This window comes from Teichococcus oryzae (assembly GCF_008386565.1).
GTDB classification, from domain to species: Bacteria; Pseudomonadota; Alphaproteobacteria; order Acetobacterales; family Acetobacteraceae; genus Pseudoroseomonas; species Pseudoroseomonas oryzae.
Genome location: NZ_VUKA01000014.1, coordinates 40,814 through 57,422, shown reverse-complemented (window position 1 = coordinate 57,422; position 16,609 = coordinate 40,814). Strand labels below are relative to the sequence as shown.

The following is a 16,609-nucleotide window of genomic DNA, read 5'->3' as shown; positions in this document are numbered from 1 at the left end:
CGCGATCGAAACATGCTAGCTTTCGTCCGCTGACCGGCGCCTCCAGGCTCGGCAACGAGCCAGGTACCGAAAAGCGGGACGGCAGGGCGAAAGCGGATGGTCAGCAGCGTGCCATTGGGCAGGGCGGGCGCTGGCAGTGGCGCCGCCTTCGGGGAGCTTGCGGCATTGGCGGCAATGCTGTGCGGCACCGATGCGGCCGCGATCTTCCTGTTCGGGGAAGGAAAGCTCCGCCAGGTGGCCGGCCATGGCGTGGCAGCCGGATCAGGCCATGCGGGCCGGCTTTGCGCCGACATCGCGGCCAGCGGCAAGCGGCTGGAACTGCTCGGAACGGAACCGGACGGCACCCCTGGCGGCTTTTTCGCGGGGGAGCCGGTGATCCTTCGCGGCACGATTATCGGGGCCCTGTGCGTGCATCAACCGCGTCCGCGTGGCGATGCGCTGGGCGCCGCCCAGGCCAGGGCGCTGCGCAGCATCGCCGGGCGGGTCGCCGCCGAGGTTGCGCTGCACCGCGCCGAAGCGGCAGCGCAGGCGGCGGCCGCCCCACGCCCGAACATCCTGCTGGGCTGGCGCGAAGCGGAACGGCTGGACCGGCCCGTACCGCTTCTGCCCGAAGGCGGTCGGAACGCCTGGGCGGAACAGGAAGCCCTGCTCGCCGCGCAGCGACGCTTCGCCCAGGGACTGCACACCGAGGCCGAGATCTGGCAGGCCGTCGCCGACATTTCCCTGCATGTGGTGCGGGCCGCGCAAGGCGCCTGCGTCGCCGTGCCGGAGGACGATGTTCTGGTGTCCCGCGCGGTGGCCGGCACCATGCCGCCCGACATCCGGACGCCGCTGCGGGGCAGCCTGTCCGGCCTGTGCCTGCGGGAAGGCATCGCCCTGCGGACGGGCGAGGCGCAATCCGATCCGCGGACGGGCACCGCCTCCAACGTCGCGGCGGGCATCCATTCCGGCATCGCCGTGCCGATTCCGAAGCGCGGCAGCTTCGTGGGCGTGCTGCGGCTCGTTTCCGCGGCGCCGAATGCCTTTTCCGAGCGGGACATGGCGCTGGCGCAGATCCTGGCCAGCATCATCGGCACCGGGCTTGGCGGCCTTGACGAGGAACGCGCCCGCCATGCCGCGCTGGAAGCGGATGCCCGGCTGCGATTGATGGCCGATGCCGTGCCCGGCATCATCTGGCAGTCCGATGCCGAGGGCCGGGTCGATTTCCTGAACCGGCGCTGGACCGAGTTCACCGGCATCCCGGTGGACCAGGCCCTGGACGAGCAGCGCTGGCTGGACATGCTGCATCCCGAGGACCGCGCCGCCACACTGGCCGCCTGGACAAGGGCGCGGGATGAGGGCGGCGAATACCGCATCAGCCACCGCCAGCTTCGCCGGGACGGAAGTTACCGCTGGCTGCTGACCATCGGCCTTCCCTATCACGACCCGATGACGGGCAGGCTGCGGCGCTGGTTTGGCAGCTCCGTGGACGTGCATGACGAGCTGGAGGCGCAGGCCACCGTGCGCCGCCTCAATGCCGAGCTGGAAAAGCTTATCGCCGAGCGCACCCAGGAGCGCGATCAGGTCTGGAACAGTTCCACCGACATGCTGTGCGTGATCACGCTGGAAGGCCGGCTCACCTCCGTGAATCCCGCCTGGACCGCCGTGCTGGGCTGGGAGGAAGGCGCGCTGCGCAACCGCGACGTCCTTGACCTCACCCATCCGGAAGACCGTTCCGCCGGCCTCGCGACGCTGGAGGCGCTGCGGCAGGGGCGGCCGCAATTCAACCGCATCAACCGGATGTGCCACCGGGATGGCGGCCATCGCTGGCTGTCCTGGAACGCCGCCGTGGCGGGGAACCGCATCTACGCCACCGCGCGCGACATCACCGCCGAGCGCGAACGCGAGGAAGCCCGGATGCAGCTGGAGGAGCAGCTGCGGCAAAGCCAGAAGATGGAGGCGGTGGGCCAGCTCACTGGCGGGCTGGCGCATGACTTCAACAACCTGCTGACCGGCGTGATCGGCAGCCTCGACCTGCTGGAAGCGCGGCTGGGCACGGATGGCCGGAGTATGGAGCTGGATCGCTACCTGATGGCCGCCCGTGGCTCGGCCGAGCGGGCGGCGGCGCTGACGCACAGGCTGCTCGCCTTTTCCCGGCGGCAGACGCTCGATCCGCGTCCGACCCGGCCCGATGCGCTGGCCGCCGGCATGGAGGAGCTGGTGCGCCGCACGGTCGGTCCCGCCATCGAGCTGCAGCTCAGGCATGAAGCGGAAAGCTGGACCACGCTTTGCGACCCGAACCAGCTGGAAAGCGCCCTTCTCAACCTGTGCATCAACGCCAGGGACGCCATGCCGGCGGGAGGCCGGCTGGTGATCGCCACCGCCAACCGCAGGCTGGATGGGCGCGCCGCCCGCCTTCTTGACCTGGCTCCCGGCTGCTATGTCATGCTGGAGGTCGCCGATACCGGCGAAGGCATGCCGCGCGAGGTGAGCGCCCGCGCCTTCGATCCATTCTTCACCACCAAGCCGATCGGCAAAGGCACAGGGCTCGGCCTGTCCATGGTGTATGGCTTTGCCCGCCAGAGCGGCGGGCGCGCCGTGATCAACAGCCAGCCGGGACAGGGCACTACGGTCAGCCTTTACCTGCCGCGGCACCTCGGCGCCGAGGATGCGCCCGAGGAGGAGATGCCGGCTGGGGAGCCAGACCCGGCGGAAGCCGCCGATGGCAGCGTCCTGATCGTGGAAGACGAGCCGACCATCCGCATGCTGGTGCGTGAGGTGGTGCGCGGGATGGGCCTCGCGGTGCTGGAGAGCGCCGACGCCACCGCCGCCCTGGCCCTGCTGCAATCGCCGCGTCGGATCGACCTGCTGCTCACCGATGTCGGCCTGCCCGGCAGCCTGAACGGCCGCCAGCTCGCCGATGCCGCCCGCGCTGCCCGCCCTTCGATCAAGGTGCTGTTCATCACCGGCTATACCGAGGAAGCCGCGCTGCGGGGCGATGCATTGGCGCCCGGCATGGCCGTGCTGACCAAGCCCTTCAGCATGGAGGAACTGGCCAGCCGGGTCCGCCGGATGCTGGCGGAAGGGTTCTAGAACATTTTTCGTTCGCGCCGGCTCACTTCAAATGCTCCAGTTCTTTGTTCTGTCGAGCATCTTCACCCGATCAGGCGATCCCGCCCGATCGGGATGTGCTCTAGCATCTGGTCCGGATCAGCCGGCGGCAGGGCGGCGTGAAAGGCGGCGCATCGTCGCAGCCTCATGCCACTGCGGCGCAGGTGGCGCAGCGGCCCTCCACCTCCACCACCGCGTGGCCGGCCTGGAAGCCGACGCGGGATGCGGCCTCGGCCAGGGCGCGGGCCACCATCGGGTCGCTGATCTCGATCGTCTGCCCACATTGCCGGCAGATCAGGAATTGATGCGCATGCTGATGGCCGGCATGGTGGTCATGCCCGGCGCCGGCACAGCCGACAAAGGCATTCAGCCGCTCCACCTTGTGGATCAGCCCCTGCTCCAGCAGGAAGTCGAGGGCACGATAGACCGTGGGCGGCGCCGCGCCCGGCCGCTGGGTCTTCAGCCGGTCCAGCAGCGCATAGGCGCCGAGCGGCTGCTCCGCCTCCAGCACCAGGGCCAGCACCTGGCGGCGCAGCTCGGTCAGCTGCACGCCGGCGCGGGCGCATTGCGCCTCGGCGGCGGAAAGGCGCCGCTCCATCACCGCCGCGCTGCCCTGCCCTGCCGCCATGCCTTCTCTCCTTGCCGATCCCAGGAAGTTATATAGTAACAGAACCCCGCCTTGAGGAGCCGCCCCATGCCGGTCACCGATCCCGCCGCCCGCGCCCGTTTCCTGGCCGCCGTGCGGTTCAATGAACACGGGCTGCTTCCCGTCATCGCCCAGGCTGCCCCCGCGGAAGGCGGCCAGGGCGGGGAGGTGCTGATGATGGCCTGGATGAACGCCGAGGCGCTGGAGGAAACCCTGGCCACGGGCCGCGTCGTGTATTTCTCGCGCTCCCGCAAGGCGTTGTGGCGCAAGGGCGAAAGCTCCGGCCAGGTGCAGCACTGGACCGATCTGCGGCTCGATTGCGATGGCGACACCCTGCTGGCGCTGGTGGAGCAGAAGGGGGTTGCCTGCCACACCGGCCGCCGCTCCTGCTTCTTCCAGGCGCTGCGCGACGACGAGATGACCGCCATCACCGCCCCCGATGTGGACCCCAAGGTGCTTTATGCAGGCTGAGGCACGGCTTCCGGTCACGCTGCTGACCGGCTTCCTGGGGGCCGGCAAGACCACCCTGCTGAACCGCCTGCTGCGGCAGGAGGACATGCAGGGCACCGCCGTGCTGGTGAACGAGTTCGGCGAGATCGGCCTCGACCATCTCCTGGTGGAAGCGCTGGAGGAGGAGGCGGTTCTGCTGCAGGCCGGCTGCCTGTGCTGCACCATCCGGGGCGATCTGGCGCAGGCGCTGGAGGGCATCGCCCGCCGCGTCCGGGACGGGCAGGCGCTGCGGCGCGTGGTGATCGAAACCACCGGCTTGGCCGACCCCCTGCCGATCCTGCAAACGCTGATGGCCGATGCCGCCACTGCCCGGAACTTCGTGCTGGACGGCGTGGTGACGGTGGTGGACGCGGTGAACGGCCTCGCCACGCTGGAGCGACAGTCCGAAGCGGTGCGGCAGGCCGCCGTGGCCGACCGGCTTCTGGTCAGCAAGGCGGATCTGGCCGCGCCGGAAGGGATGGCGCTGCTGCTGGCGCGTCTGCGGGCGGTCAACCCGGTCGTGACGCCGCGCCTGATCGATGCATCGCCCATCGCCATCACCGGCCTCGACCCCGCCGCGGCCCCCCAGCGGGAAGCGGTGCTGCGCGACTGGATGGCGGCCGCCGGAACGCCGGAAGGCGGCGGTGCCCACCACCATCACCATGGCGCCCACCATCATCACGGCCACGACCCGAACCGGCATGACGCCCGCATCCACGCCTTCGCGCTGAGCTTCGATGCTCCCCTGCCCTGGGAAGGCCTGGCCACCTGGCTGGAAATGCTGACGGCCACGCGCGGCGACGCGGTGCTGCGGGTCAAGGGCATCCTTGACCTGGAGGGACAGGACCGGCCGGTGGCCATTCATGGCGTGCAAAGCGTCTGGCACGCCCCCACCCTGCTGCCGGCCTGGCCGGCGGGGATGCCGCGGCGCTCCACCCTGGTGTTCATCTCGCGCGACCTGCCCCGCGCGGTGATCGAGGACGGCATCGCCGCCTTCTGCGCCGCCGCACGCTCCTGACCGGGCTTCACGCCCCGGCGATCAGCGATGCAGGGCGATTGACGCGGCGCATCATGCCGCGTTCCCTGTGAGCGGAGCGCACAAGGACCTGCCCCCATGCCGTTGACCCTTCCCGAGGAGCTGCTGCTCCTGATGCTTGACGATGAGACGGGGCAGCTCATCGACCGCGCCGCGCCCTCGGGCGACTACGCCCTCGTCGCCGCCATCCTGGCCGAGCTGCGGCTGCAGGGCCGCATCGAGCGCGGGGCCGCGGGCATCACGGTGCTGAACCCCGCCCCCACCGGCGATGCGGCCATGGATGACGTGCTGGCCCGCCTCGGCGCCGCGACGGAGGCGCAGGGCACGCGCTGGTGGATCGAGAACCTGGCCGGCGAGGCGGACCGCCTGCGCGACCACTACTTCGACAAGCTGGTGGAGCGCGGCATCCTGAAGCTGGAGGAAGGCCGCTTCCTGTGGTTCTTCGCCGAGCGCCGCTATCCCCTGATCTCCGACAAGGAGGAGCGGGAGGTCAAGGCGCGCATCATGGCGGTGATCTTCGAGGACACGCCGCCCGCGCCACATGACGTGCTGCTGATCGGGCTGGCACGCGCCGCCGGGCTGCTGCCGCTGCTGCTGGCGCCCGCCGAGCTGGAACGGGCCCAGGACCGGATCGACGCCGTGGCCAATAGCGAGCCGCTGAACCGCGGCCTGACCGACGCGGTTCGCGACATCTTCACCGACATCGCCCGCGCCGGCCCGGTGGTGTAGCGCCGCCAACCGATCGGGCCGCCGCGCGTTGCCAGGGCCATGCAGGACCAATCCCCCGTTGCCCTGATCTCCGGCGCCGCGCGCGGCATCGGCGCCGGCATCGCCGCGCGGCTGCGCCAGCAAGGCTGGCGCGTCGTGACCGCGGATCTCGATCCCGGCGATTCCGGCACCCGCCATGTCATCGCCGACGTCGCCGACGAAGCCGCCGTGATCGCACTGCTGGACGGCGTCGCGGCGCGGGAGGCGCGGCTCGACGCGCTGGTCTGCAATGCCGGCATCATGCTGCGCAAGCCGCTCGCCGAATTGTCGCTGGCGGAATGGAACAAGGTCCTGGGCACCAACCTGACCAGCGCCTTCCTGCTGGCCCGCCAGGCGGCGCCGTTGCTGAAGGCGGCGCGCGGCAGCATCGTCGCCATCGCCTCCACCCGTGCCCACATGTCGGAGCCGGACACTGAATCCTATTCGGCCAGCAAGGGCGGCATCCTCGCCCTCACCCACGCGCTGGCGGTCAGCCTGGGGCCCGAGGTGCGGGCCAATTGCGTCAGCCCCGGCTGGATCGACGTCGCGGGCGAGGAATTGCGGCCGGAGGACCATGCGCAGCATCCGGCCGGCCGCGTCGGCCGGGTGGAGGACATCGCCGCGCTGGTGGCGTGGCTGGTGGGGCCGGAAAGCGGCTTCGTCACCGGCTCCGAATTCGTCTCCGATGGCGGCATGACGCGGAAGATGATCTATGCCGGCTAGGTGATCCGCCGCTCCGCGCCAGGGCTGGACCTGCGCGGGAGGCGGCCGATAAGGCCCTCGTCTCGGGCGCCTATCTGTTCTATGCCGCCTCCATGGCGAAGAATCCTCTCCGGTTCGAAACGCTACGCGGATCGGCGCTGCACCCCGTCCTGCCGGCGCTGGCGCGGCTCCGCATCGCCGTGTTCCGCGAATGGCCCTATCTCTACGAGGGCGACGAAGCCTACGAGGCCGATTACCTGCGGGCCTATGCCGAGGCGCCGGGCGCCGCGGTGATCCTGTGCCGCGACGGCGATGAGTCGGTCGGCGCCGCCACCTGCGAGCCCATGGCCGAAACCCATGCCGAGGTGCGGGACGCCTTCACCACCGCTGGCCTCGACCCTGCCGAGCACTGCTATTTCGGCGAAAGCGTGCTGCTGCCGGCCTATCGCGGCCAGGGGGCCGGGGTGAGGTTCTTCGAATTGCGGGAAGCGCATGCCCGCTCCCTGGGCGCGCGCCACGCGGCGTTCTGCGCCGTGCGGCGCGAGGCGGACGACCCTCGCCGTCCCGCCGGCTACACGCCGCTGGATGGCTTCTGGCGCCGCCGCGGCTACACGCCCTGCCCCGGCCTGTTCTGCACCCTCACCTGGCGCGAGCCTGGCGGCGCGGCGGAGATCCCGCACCGGCTCGATTTCTGGCGAAAGGCCCTGGCATGACGGCGCTGCGCATCGGGCTGCTGCCCTATCGTGTGGAGCGGCCCGCCAGCATCGCCGAATGGGCCGCGCGGCTGGACCGGGAGCTGGCGGTGGCCCGCGACAACGGCGCCGACCTGGCCGTGCTGCCGGAATATGCCTGCGTCGAACTGGGCTCCGCCCTGGCTGGCCGGTCCCCCGCCACCGAGGCGGAGGAGCTGGCCGCCATGGTGGAGGCCGCGCCGGCCATCGAGGAGGCCATGCGGGCAGCAGCGTGCCGCGCCGGGCTGTGGCTGCTGCCTGGCACCCTGCCGGTGCGCGACGCGGACGGGGTGATCCGCAACCGCGCGCCCCTGATCGACCCCGAGGGGCGCCGCGCCCACCAGGACAAGCACTTCATGACCCGCTTCGAGGCGGAGCGCTGGGGCGTCTCCTCCGGCGCCCCGCCGGCGGTGTTCGACACGCCCTGGGGCCGCATCGGCATCTCGATCTGCTACGACAGCGAGTTCCCGGCGCATGTCCGCGCCCAGGTTGAAGCCGGGGCATGGCTGGTATTGGTGCCGTCCTGCACCGATACCCTGCACGGCTTCAACCGCGTGCGCCTGTCCGCCGCCGCCCGGGCGCTGGAGAACCAGTGCTTCGTGGCCGTTGTCCCGACCGTGGGCGATGCCGAATGGTCGGCAGCGCTGGACCGCAATCGCGGCCATGCAGCGGTGTTCGGCCCGGTGGATCGCGGCTTTCCGGAGGATGGGGTGATCGCCCAAGGGGCGCTGGACGCGCCGGACTGGCTGTTCGTCGATCTCGACCCCGCCCGCATCGAGGCGGTACGGCAGGACCCGGCGGTGTTCAACCATCGCGACTGGCCACGCGCCCCCTTCCCCGCGCCTTCCGCGGCCCGCTTCACTTGACGCTGCTTTACCTGGTCGCCGGGGAAGCTTCCGGCGACATGCTGGGCGCGCGGCTGATCGCCGCCCTGCGCCGGCGGCGGCCGGATCTGCGCTTCGCCGGCGTCGGCGGCGACCGCATGGCCGAGCAGGGCTTCACCTCCCTGTTCCCGATGCGGGAGCTGGCGCTGATGGGCCTGCTGGAGGTGCTGCCCAACATCCGCAGGCTGGCCCGCCGCCTGGAGGAGACCGCCGCCGACATCGCGGCGCGGCGGCCGGCGCTGGTGGTCACCATCGACAGCCCGGGCTTCACCTTGCGCGTGGCGGCGCGGGCCAAGGCGCAGGGGTTCCGCGTCGCGCATTACGTGGCGCCCCAGGTCTGGGCCTGGCGGCCGGGCCGGGTGCGCAAGATCGCCCGGCAGGTGGACCGCATCCTGGCCCTGCTGCCTTTCGAGGCGCCGTTCTTCGAGAAGGCCGGCATCCCTGTCCGCTTCGTCGGCCATTCCATCCTCGAATCCGGGGCGGACCAGGGCGATGCCGCCCGCTTCCGCGCGCGCCATGGCCTGGCCCCGGAGGAGCGGGTGGTGCTGGTGATGCCCGGCAGCCGCCACAGCGAGGTTGGCCGGCTACTGCCCGTCTTTGGCGAGGCGCTGCGCCGGACGGAGGCACGGGTGCCCGGCCTACGCCCCGTGGTGCCGCTCGCCGGGCCGGTGGAGGATGCCGTGCGGGCCGAGGCCGCATGCTGGCGGCCGGCGCCGATCCTGCTGCGCGACGTGGCGGAAAAATACGACGCCTTCGCCGCAGCGCGGGAAAGCCATGGCGTCGGGCTGATCAAATCCGGCACGTCCTCGCTTGAAGTGGCGCTGGCGGGCGTGCCGATGGCGGTCGGCTACAAGGTCAACCCCATCTCCGCCGCCATTGCCCGCCGGCTGATCAAGGTGCGCCATGTCAGCATCGTGAACCTGCTGGCGGATGCGCCGGTGATTCCGGAATACCTCCAGGAACGCTGCACGCCGGACCTGCTTTCGGCCGAGCTGGAGCGCCTGCTGACCGATCGCGACGCCGCGGACCTGCAGCGGGCCGGATTCGCACAAATCCTCGACAGCCTGCGCCCAGATGGCCTGCTGCCGAGCGAGGCTGCCGCCGAGGCCGTTCTGGAGATGCTGGCCGGCCCGTCCAGCGCAGGAATGCGATAAATCCGGCCGGTTTCTTCGCAGCCCGCGTTCACCTTCGGCGTTGTTTGACTTATCCCTGTTGCCCGGCGCCCAGATGCGCCCCGTTCAGCGACCGACGATCCCGGCAGCCGGGAGCAAAGGAGAGCCGTGCCTCAGACCTTGCGACGCCTCAACAGCGGCATTGAAGGCCTGGACCAGATCCTGGGCGGCGGCCTCGTGGCTGACAGCACCTACATCATCCAGGGCCATCCCGGCTCGGGGAAGACGATTCTCGCGAACCAGGTTGCCTTTCACCAAGCCAGCCAGGGCGCCAGCGTGCTGTATGTGACGCTGTTGGCCGAGGCGCATGAGCGGCTTTTCGCGTTTCTGTCCACGCTCGATTTCTACGATCCGTCGATGCTTGGGCGGCAGGTCAACTACATCAGCGCCTTCAGCATCATGGAGCATGAAGGGCTGGACGGCGTGGTGCGGCTGCTGCGACGGGAGATCCCGCGCCAGAAGCCCACTCTGCTGGTGATCGATGGCCTGCTGAACGCGCGCGAAAAGGCAACCAGCGCCCTCGACATGAAGAAGTTCATCGCCGAGCTGCAGAACCACGCCGCCAGCGTCCACTGCACGGCCCTGCTGCTCACCAGCGCGCGGTTCGAGGACAGCAGCCCCGAATACACCATGGTGGACGGCATCATTGAGCTGCGCGAGGAGGAACTCGGCGTGCGCAGCATGCGGCGGCTGCGCGTCCGCAAGCTTCGTGGCAGCGCGGCGCTCGGCGGCCTGCACCAATACGCAATCGGCCCGGGCGGCCTCGTGACCTTTCCACGAACGGAAGCGCTGCTGGCCCGCCCCCTGCAACCCGAGGAGCCCAGCGCGGAGCGCACCACCAGCGGCATCGCCGAGATCGACCAGATCCTGGGCGGCGGCCTGTCACGCGGCTCCACCACCCTGCTGATCGGCCCATCAGGGGCCGGCAAGACATCCTGGGGCCTCCACTTCCTGGCCGGCGCCCCAAGCGAGCCTGCCCTGCATTTCGGCTTCTACGAGTCGCCGCAGCGGCTGCACGCGAAGGCAACGGCCCTGGGGCTGGATCTGGCGCCTTCCCTGAATGCGGGCTCCCTGAGCCTGGAATGGCGGCCCTCGGCCGAGTTGCTGGCCGATGCGGTGGTTGGCGAGTTGCTCCGCATGGCCGCGGAACGCGGCGTGAAGCGGTTGTTCCTCGATGGGCTCGGCGTCCTGGAGCGCAGCCTTTCGACGCATCAGCGCTTCAGCCCATTCCTGTCCGTCCTGGTCGGTGAACTGCGCGCCCGCGGCATCACCGTTCTGACGACGCTGGAGATGAGCGAATTGTTCGGCACAACCCCGCATCTGGCCAGCCCGGAGATCCTCAGCACGGTCGACAACATCGTGCTGATGCGGCTGATGGAGCGGGATGGGCGCATCCACCGCGTGTTCTCGGTGGTGAAGACCCGCAACAATGACTTCGAGCCGGCGCTGCATGATTTCGAGATCACCAGCCAGGGCATCCGCATCTTCAACCGGCTGTTGGGCAAGAGCTTCGCGCCCACCTTCCAACGTGGCGATCCCGCGTAAGGCGGGACAGGAAGGCACCGCTCCGCATGACAACGATCCTGGTGGTCGATGACGAATTCCTGATTTCCGATCTTCTGGCCAGCGCGCTGGAGGATCAGGGCTATCGCGTCACCCAGGCCTACCATGGGCACAAGGCGCTTGAGGCTCTGGCGCAGGAAGTGCCGGCGCTGGTGGTGACGGATTTCATGATGCCGCTGATGAACGGGCTGGAACTGGCGCAGGCGATCCGCGCCGAGCCGCTTTGGCGGCACCTGCCCATCATCCTGCTGAGCGGCGCCCAGGGGGCGATCGCCCGCGAACACCCCGAGCTGTTCAACGAGGTGTTCGACAAGCCCTTCGCCCTTGGCAGGCTTCTGGCCCGCATCCGCGACCTGGCTGGACCGGCCACGGAATAACGCGCCGACGGGTTCAGGCGGCGCGGCGCCTTGCCGCATCGTAGAGCGCCAGCCGCCGGGCCGCCGCTTCGGTGAGGCCGCCGGAATAATCCAGGCCGGCATCCGGCAGGGATTCGGAGAAGTGGCACGCGGCGGCGTGATTCGACCCGACCGCCCGCAGTTCCGGCGCCTCGCTCCGGCAGCGATCCTGCGCGAAGGGGCAGCGCGTGTGGAAGCGGCAGCCAGGCGGGATGTTCATCGGGCTTGGCACGTCGCCGCCGAGCGGCGTCACCTTGCCGCGCCGCGCGGGGTCGGGATGCGGGATCGCCGCCAGCAAGGCCCGCGTATAGGGATGGCGCGGGTCGCGGAACAGCGAGCGCTTGTCGCCGATCTCCATGATCTGGCCAAGATACATGACCGCCACGCGATCGGCCATGTGCTTCACCACCGAAAGATCATGCGCGATGAACAGGTAGGACAGGCCGAGACGCGCCTGCAGATCCTTCATCAGATTCACCACCTGCGCCTGGATCGAAACGTCGAGCGCCGAAACCGGCTCGTCGCACACCACCAGATCCGGCTCCACCGACAAGGCGCGGGCGATGCCAATGCGCTGCCGCTGTCCGCCGGAGAATTCATGCGGATAGCGTTCGGCATGGAACGCCGCGAGGCCGACCAGGCGAAGCAGTTCCTGCACCTTGGCGCGGCGGGCGTCGGCGTCGCCGATGCCATGCACCTGCATTGGCTCGGCGATCGCGTCCCCCACCGTCAGGCGGGGATTGAGGCTGGCATAAGGGTCCTGGAACACGATCTGCATGCGGCGGCGCAAAGCGCGCATCGCGGCGCCGCCGGCATGGGTCACGTCCTGCCCGTCGAAGCGGATGGTGCCGGCCGAGGGCTCGATCAGCCGCAGCACCAGCCGCGCCGTGGTGGATTTCCCGCAGCCCGATTCGCCCACCAGCGCCAGGGTTTCGCCGCGCTTCACGCTGAAGGACACGCCGTCCACGGCGCGAACCGTTCCAATCTGCCTTTGCACCAGCACGCCCTTCTTCACCGGGTAGTGCCGCGCCAGTCCCTCGACCTCCAGCAGCGTGCTCATGCGGCGTCCTCCAGCGACAGCGAGGTTTCGATCGGCGCGCGGATGCAGGCGGCCTCGTGCCCCGCCGCCAGCTCCCGCAGCGGCGGCTGCGCCGTGGTGCAGGGGCCGATGCTGAAGGGGCAGCGCGGATGGAAGCGGCAGCCGGACGGAAAGGCGAAAGGCGGCGGCACGCTGCCATCGATCGCCAGCAGGCGGTCACGCTCCTCATCCAGCCGCGGCACGGAGCCGAGCAGGCCGAGCGTGTAGGGATGCTGCGGGTCCTCGAACAGGGCGCGGGACGGGGCGCGCTCGGCCACCTTGCCGGCATACAGCACCGCGATCTCGTCGGCCATTTCCGCCACCACGCCGAGGTCATGGGTGATCAGGATGATGGACATGCCGGTTTCGGCCTGGAGCTCCCGCAGCAGGTCGAGGATCTGCGCCTGCACCGTGACATCGAGCGCGGTGGTTGGCTCGTCGGCGATCAGCAGGCGCGGGCGGCAGGCCAGCGCCATGGCGATCATCACGCGCTGCCGCATCCCGCCCGAAAGCTGGTGCGGGTATTCGTCGAAGCGGCGCTCCGGCGACGGGATGCGGACCCGCTTCAGCGCGGCGATGGCCTCGTCCCGCAACTGGCCCGCGCTGGACCCTGGCGAATGCACCCGCATCGCCTCGGTGATCTGCTTGCCCACGCTGTGGACCGGGTTGAGCGAGGTCATCGGCTCCTGGAAGATCATGGCGATCTGCCCGCCGCGCACCTGCCGCATCTCGGCGGTGGAAAGGGTCAGCAGATCGCGGCCTTCCAGCAGCACCCGGCCTTCCGTGATGCGGCCGGGCGGCGGCACCAGCCGCATGATCGACAGCGACAGCATCGACTTGCCGCAGCCGCTTTCGCCGACGATGCCAAGCGTCTGGCCCCGCTTCACCGAAAGGTCGATGCCGTCCACCGCCCGCACCAGCCCGGCGGAGGTCCGGAAGGAGGTGCGCAGCCCCTCGATGCGCAGCAGGTCCTGCGCCGCCATCAGGCCCACCGGAAGGTCGGCGGCGAAATCTTCTCCACCGGGCGATGCGCCCAGTCCTGCTGCGGCACGCGGTCGAGCACGCGCTTCTGCGCCTCATCCAGGGCGGCAGCGGCGCCTTCGTAATCCATGGTCAGCACCTTGCCGTCCCGCACCACCGCTTCCCCATCCACATGCACGGAGCGGATGGCGCGGTCGCCCGCCGCATAAAGCAGGGAGCGCATCGGATCGCGCGCCGGGCGCATCATCGGGTGCGTCACATCCACCAGCACGAAATCGGCGCGGCAGCCGGGCGCGAGGCGGCCGATATCGTCGCGCCCCAGCGCCTGTGCCCCGCCGATGGTGGCGGAGTCGAACAGGTCGGTTGAGGTCAGGCTGCGCGGATCACCCGACTGGGTGCGCGCGATATAGGACACCAGCCGCAGTTCATCGAGCATGTTGTGCGGATAAGTATCGGTGCCGATGCCCATGTTGACGCCGCGCTTCCGGTAGCGGCCGAAATGCTGCATCGAGATGCCGCGCCGGGCAAACACGGTCGGGCAATGCGCAACGGTGGTGCCGGTCTCGGCCAGGCGGTCGAGGTCGTTCTCGGTGTGCCAGCGCGTGCTGGGATGATCGTCGAGGAAGATGCCATGCCCGATGATCGAGCGTTCCGACAACAGGCCCTGGCTGTCGAGCCAGCCGATCGGCGTCAGGCCGTGGCGGCGGGTGATCTCGTGGAACTCCACCACGGATTGCGCCGCGTGGATCTGCCAGGACAGGCCGCGCGCCTTGGCTTCCTGAAAGCTTTCGCGCAGCAGGGTTTCGGAGCAGGTGTCGATCTGCGCCGGCACCACCATGCCGAACAGCCGGCCGGAATGATGCTGCTCGGCGCGCTCGATCAGGTTGAACGCCTCCGACATGGCCTTCTCGCCGGCCTTCTCGTCCCACTCATATTCGACGACATGGCCGTTCTTGGTGAACCAGCGCGCGGAGCGGAACATCGGCGCGATGCAGACGCGCATGCCGCTTTCCGCCAGCAGGTCGAGCCATCCCGGATGCGCCATGGACAGGTCGGCCACGGTGGTGACGCCGGACAGAAGCAGTTCCGACAGCGCCACGCGAACGCAATGCGGCACCGCTTCCGCATCCGCGCGGAAGATCGGCAGATATTCGTACAGGGAGGAATTGTAGAGGCCGGGGGAGCCGATCTCGTCGATCAGCCCCTTGTTCATCGGCTCGGAGGATGGGTGGCAATGGATGTTGACGAGGCCGGGCATCACCATCAGCCCTTTGCCGTCGATCACCGTGTCGGCGGGGCCGTCGTAATCCCGGCCGACATGGGTGATGCGCCCATCCTCATAGGCCAGCACCGCATCCGTCAGGTAGGTGTGCTGCTTCGCGGCCGCGTCCCAGGTGATGACAAGGTCCGCGTCGCGGATCACGGTGGTGGCCATGGTGTTTCCTTCCCTCAGCGCGTCAGGCGGATGTCGAGGCCCTTGTACAGGCCCGAGCCATAGATGCCGTGCGGGCGGACACCCTCCACGCGGGGCCCGGACACTACCCAGAGCGGCTGCCGGACCAGCGGCAGCCAGGGGCTCTGCTCCGCCAGGATCGTCTGCACCTGACCGATGGCCTTGGCACGCTCCTCCGGCTTGATCGCCGCCTTGGCGGCGGCGATCAGCCGGTCGGTTTCCGGGTCGTTCCAGTTCATGCGGTTCGGCGTCGGCCGGTTGGTGCCGGGGAAGTACAGCGCCAGAGCGTCGGTCGCGGACGCATAGGGGTAGGACATGACGAAGGCGTCGAATTCCTGCGTCGCCAGCTTGCCCCAGGCCACCGTGGCATCCCAGAGCTGGATCCGCATCTCGATGCCGATCCGCCGCAGATCCGCCTGGATCGCCTGCATCATGCCGTTGTTGTAGGTGTGCTGGATGCCATAAAGCAGGAAGCTGGCGCGCTGCCCGTCCTTGACGCGGACGCCGTCGCTGCCCGCCTTCCAGCCGGCCTCGTCCAGCAGCTTGCGCGCGGCCTCGGGGTCGTGGGAGGGCATCTTGGACGCCGCGTCGGCATTGTAGTCGAGGGCATTCGGGTTGATGTAGGAATCCGCGACCTCGCCGGCGCCGAACCAGACGGCCTTGTTGATGGCCGCCTTGTCCACCGCCATGTTGATGGCACGGCGGATCGCCGGGTCGTTCATCACCGGCTTGTCGACCTTGAAGCCCACGAAGTTGTCGTAGAAATAGCTTTCCTGCCGCACCAGCTTGAGCGTCGGAATCCGCTTCAGCCCCTCCAGCGCGAAATACGGGATCCACTGCGTCACGTCGCCCTGGCCGGACTGCACGGCCGCCAGCCGCGTGTTCGCCTCGGGGATGACCCGCAGGATGATGCGGTCCAGCTGCGGCGAGGGATTCTTGTAGATTGGCGGGCCCCAGTTATAGGCGGGGTTCTTGGTCAGCACCATGTCCTGGCGGGGCGTCCAGCTCGCCCAGCAATAGGGCCCGACGCCGTTGAAGCCCTGCACACCGAAATTTTCGCCGAGCTTCTCCACCGTCGCCTGATCGACCATGCCGGCGAAATACTGCGCCAGCTGGATCAGCAACTCGCTGAACGGCTCGGTCAGCTCGTATTCGACGGTGTGGTCATCGACCGCGCGCACTTCCTTCACCGGCCCGGCACGCCACTTGACCGGGCTGCGCGTGGCAGGATTGATCCAGCGGTTGATGCTGTAGGCGACATCCTTCGCGGTGAAGGGCTTGCCATCGCAGAACTTCACCCCCTGCCTCAGCTTGAAGGTGTAGAGCTTGCCATCCTCGCTCACCGTCCAGCTTTCGGCCAGGCCCGGGCGGATGGTCTTCTGGTCCCAGTCCATCGAGACCAGCGTATCGGTCATCATGAACAGCGCCTCGCCCGCCGCGGTGGCGGTGGTGCGGTGGGGATCGTAGCGGTCCGCATCGATCTCGCGCAGCACCACGAGCGTGCCTTTCGGCGCCATCTGCGCCGCGGCCTGCCCGGCAGGCAGCAGCCCCGCGAGCGAGAGCATGGTGCCGCCGAGCAGCGCGGCGGTGCGGCGCCGTCCCGCCTTCAGGAAGTCAAGCATGCTTGGCCCTTTCATGACCG

Annotated in this window: 15 protein-coding genes; 10 read left to right on the top strand and 5 right to left on the bottom strand. The window is 69.4% G+C overall.

Going from position 1 to position 16,609, the window contains the following annotated elements; all coding sequences use genetic code 11:
• Positions 1–108 precede the first annotated feature (108 nt).
• Positions 109–3,072 (top strand): PAS domain S-box protein, encoded by a 2,964-nt coding sequence (locus F0Q34_RS17880; RefSeq protein ID WP_161600935.1) that lies wholly within the window; start codon positions 109–111, stop codon positions 3,070–3,072.
• Between the two features lie 163 nt (positions 3,073–3,235).
• On the opposite strand, the gene F0Q34_RS17875 is transcribed toward F0Q34_RS17880, so the two are convergent.
• The gene (locus tag F0Q34_RS17875) at positions 3,236–3,718 is read right to left on the bottom strand and encodes a Fur family transcriptional regulator (RefSeq protein ID WP_149813612.1); all 483 of its coding nucleotides are present in this window, start codon (positions 3,716–3,718) and stop codon (positions 3,236–3,238) included.
• Between the two features lie 66 nt (positions 3,719–3,784).
• Between F0Q34_RS17875 and hisI the strand changes: the two genes are divergently transcribed.
• From hisI to F0Q34_RS17830, 9 genes are all read left to right on the top strand, one after another.
• The gene (hisI, locus tag F0Q34_RS17870; RefSeq protein WP_149813611.1) at positions 3,785–4,207 is read left to right on the top strand and encodes a phosphoribosyl-AMP cyclohydrolase; all 423 of its coding nucleotides are present in this window, start codon (positions 3,785–3,787) and stop codon (positions 4,205–4,207) included.
• Positions 4,197–5,243, top strand: a complete 1,047-nt coding sequence (locus F0Q34_RS17865; RefSeq protein WP_149813610.1) for a CobW family GTP-binding protein — start codon at positions 4,197–4,199, stop codon at positions 5,241–5,243. The genes hisI and F0Q34_RS17865 overlap by 11 nt, the downstream gene beginning before the upstream one ends.
• A gap of 96 nt (positions 5,244–5,339) precedes the next feature.
• Positions 5,340–5,990: a GOLPH3/VPS74 family protein gene (locus F0Q34_RS17860; protein WP_149813609.1), complete on the top strand. Its 651-nt coding sequence runs from the start codon at positions 5,340–5,342 to the stop codon at positions 5,988–5,990.
• Positions 5,991–6,029: 39 nt separating this feature from the next.
• Positions 6,030–6,731: an SDR family oxidoreductase gene (locus tag F0Q34_RS17855; RefSeq protein WP_149813608.1), complete on the top strand. Its 702-nt coding sequence runs from the start codon at positions 6,030–6,032 to the stop codon at positions 6,729–6,731.
• A gap of 92 nt (positions 6,732–6,823) precedes the next feature.
• Positions 6,824–7,423, top strand: a complete 600-nt coding sequence (locus tag F0Q34_RS17850; protein ID WP_149813607.1) for a GNAT family N-acetyltransferase — start codon at positions 6,824–6,826, stop codon at positions 7,421–7,423.
• The gene (locus F0Q34_RS17845) at positions 7,420–8,307 is read left to right on the top strand and encodes a carbon-nitrogen hydrolase family protein (protein WP_149813606.1); all 888 of its coding nucleotides are present in this window, start codon (positions 7,420–7,422) and stop codon (positions 8,305–8,307) included. Before F0Q34_RS17850 ends, F0Q34_RS17845 begins: the two co-directional genes overlap by 4 nt.
• Positions 8,304–9,479, top strand: a complete 1,176-nt coding sequence (lpxB, locus tag F0Q34_RS17840; protein WP_149813605.1) for a lipid-A-disaccharide synthase — start codon at positions 8,304–8,306, stop codon at positions 9,477–9,479. The genes F0Q34_RS17845 and lpxB overlap by 4 nt, the downstream gene beginning before the upstream one ends.
• A 126-nt stretch (positions 9,480–9,605) precedes the next feature.
• Positions 9,606–11,042, top strand: coding sequence for an RAD55 family ATPase (locus F0Q34_RS17835; RefSeq protein WP_161600934.1), 1,437 nt, complete (start codon positions 9,606–9,608; stop codon positions 11,040–11,042).
• A gap of 26 nt (positions 11,043–11,068) precedes the next feature.
• Positions 11,069–11,437, top strand: coding sequence for a response regulator (locus F0Q34_RS17830; protein ID WP_149813603.1), 369 nt, complete (start codon positions 11,069–11,071; stop codon positions 11,435–11,437).
• A gap of 13 nt (positions 11,438–11,450) precedes the next feature.
• Here the strand turns inward: F0Q34_RS17830 and F0Q34_RS17825 are convergent, their stop codons facing one another.
• From F0Q34_RS17825 to F0Q34_RS17810, 4 genes are read right to left on the bottom strand one after another with little or no spacing between them, the layout of a single operon-like run.
• Positions 11,451–12,515, bottom strand: coding sequence for an ABC transporter ATP-binding protein (locus F0Q34_RS17825; RefSeq protein WP_149813602.1), 1,065 nt, complete (start codon positions 12,513–12,515; stop codon positions 11,451–11,453).
• On the bottom strand, positions 12,512–13,516 hold the full coding sequence (locus F0Q34_RS17820) for an ABC transporter ATP-binding protein (RefSeq protein WP_149813601.1): 1,005 nt from the start codon (positions 13,514–13,516) through the stop codon (positions 12,512–12,514). The genes F0Q34_RS17825 and F0Q34_RS17820 overlap by 4 nt, the downstream gene beginning before the upstream one ends.
• Positions 13,516–14,949 carry an amidohydrolase family protein gene (locus tag F0Q34_RS17815; protein WP_149813600.1) on the bottom strand — a complete coding sequence of 478 codons (1,434 nt, stop codon included), beginning with the start codon at positions 14,947–14,949 and terminating at the stop codon, positions 13,516–13,518. Before F0Q34_RS17815 ends, F0Q34_RS17820 begins: the two co-directional genes overlap by 1 nt.
• A 14-nt stretch (positions 14,950–14,963) precedes the next feature.
• On the bottom strand, positions 14,964–16,589 hold the full coding sequence (locus F0Q34_RS17810; protein ID WP_149813599.1) for an ABC transporter substrate-binding protein: 1,626 nt from the start codon (positions 16,587–16,589) through the stop codon (positions 14,964–14,966).
• Between the last annotated feature and the right edge of the window lie 20 nt (positions 16,590–16,609).

Bases quoted from the DNA above. Each gene is read 5' to 3' on its own strand.
- F0Q34_RS17875 (WP_149813612.1), bottom strand. From the start codon at position 3,718: ATGGCGGCAGGGCAGGGCAGCGCGGCGGTGATGGAGCGGCGCCTTTCC.
- hisI (WP_149813611.1), top strand. From the start codon at position 3,785: ATGCCGGTCACCGATCCCGCCGCCCGCGCCCGTTTCCTGGCCGCCGTG.
- F0Q34_RS17865 (WP_149813610.1), top strand. From the start codon at position 4,197: ATGCAGGCTGAGGCACGGCTTCCGGTCACGCTGCTGACCGGCTTCCTG.
- F0Q34_RS17860 (WP_149813609.1), top strand. From the start codon at position 5,340: ATGCCGTTGACCCTTCCCGAGGAGCTGCTGCTCCTGATGCTTGACGAT.
- F0Q34_RS17855 (WP_149813608.1), top strand. From the start codon at position 6,030: ATGCAGGACCAATCCCCCGTTGCCCTGATCTCCGGCGCCGCGCGCGGC.
- F0Q34_RS17850 (WP_149813607.1), top strand. From the start codon at position 6,824: ATGGCGAAGAATCCTCTCCGGTTCGAAACGCTACGCGGATCGGCGCTG.
- F0Q34_RS17845 (WP_149813606.1), top strand. From the start codon at position 7,420: ATGACGGCGCTGCGCATCGGGCTGCTGCCCTATCGTGTGGAGCGGCCC.
- F0Q34_RS17830 (WP_149813603.1), top strand. From the start codon at position 11,069: ATGACAACGATCCTGGTGGTCGATGACGAATTCCTGATTTCCGATCTT.
- F0Q34_RS17825 (WP_149813602.1), bottom strand. From the start codon at position 12,515: ATGAGCACGCTGCTGGAGGTCGAGGGACTGGCGCGGCACTACCCGGTG.
- F0Q34_RS17820 (WP_149813601.1), bottom strand. From the start codon at position 13,516: ATGGCGGCGCAGGACCTGCTGCGCATCGAGGGGCTGCGCACCTCCTTC.
- F0Q34_RS17815 (WP_149813600.1), bottom strand. From the start codon at position 14,949: ATGGCCACCACCGTGATCCGCGACGCGGACCTTGTCATCACCTGGGAC.
- F0Q34_RS17810 (WP_149813599.1), bottom strand. From the start codon at position 16,589: ATGCTTGACTTCCTGAAGGCGGGACGGCGCCGCACCGCCGCGCTGCTC.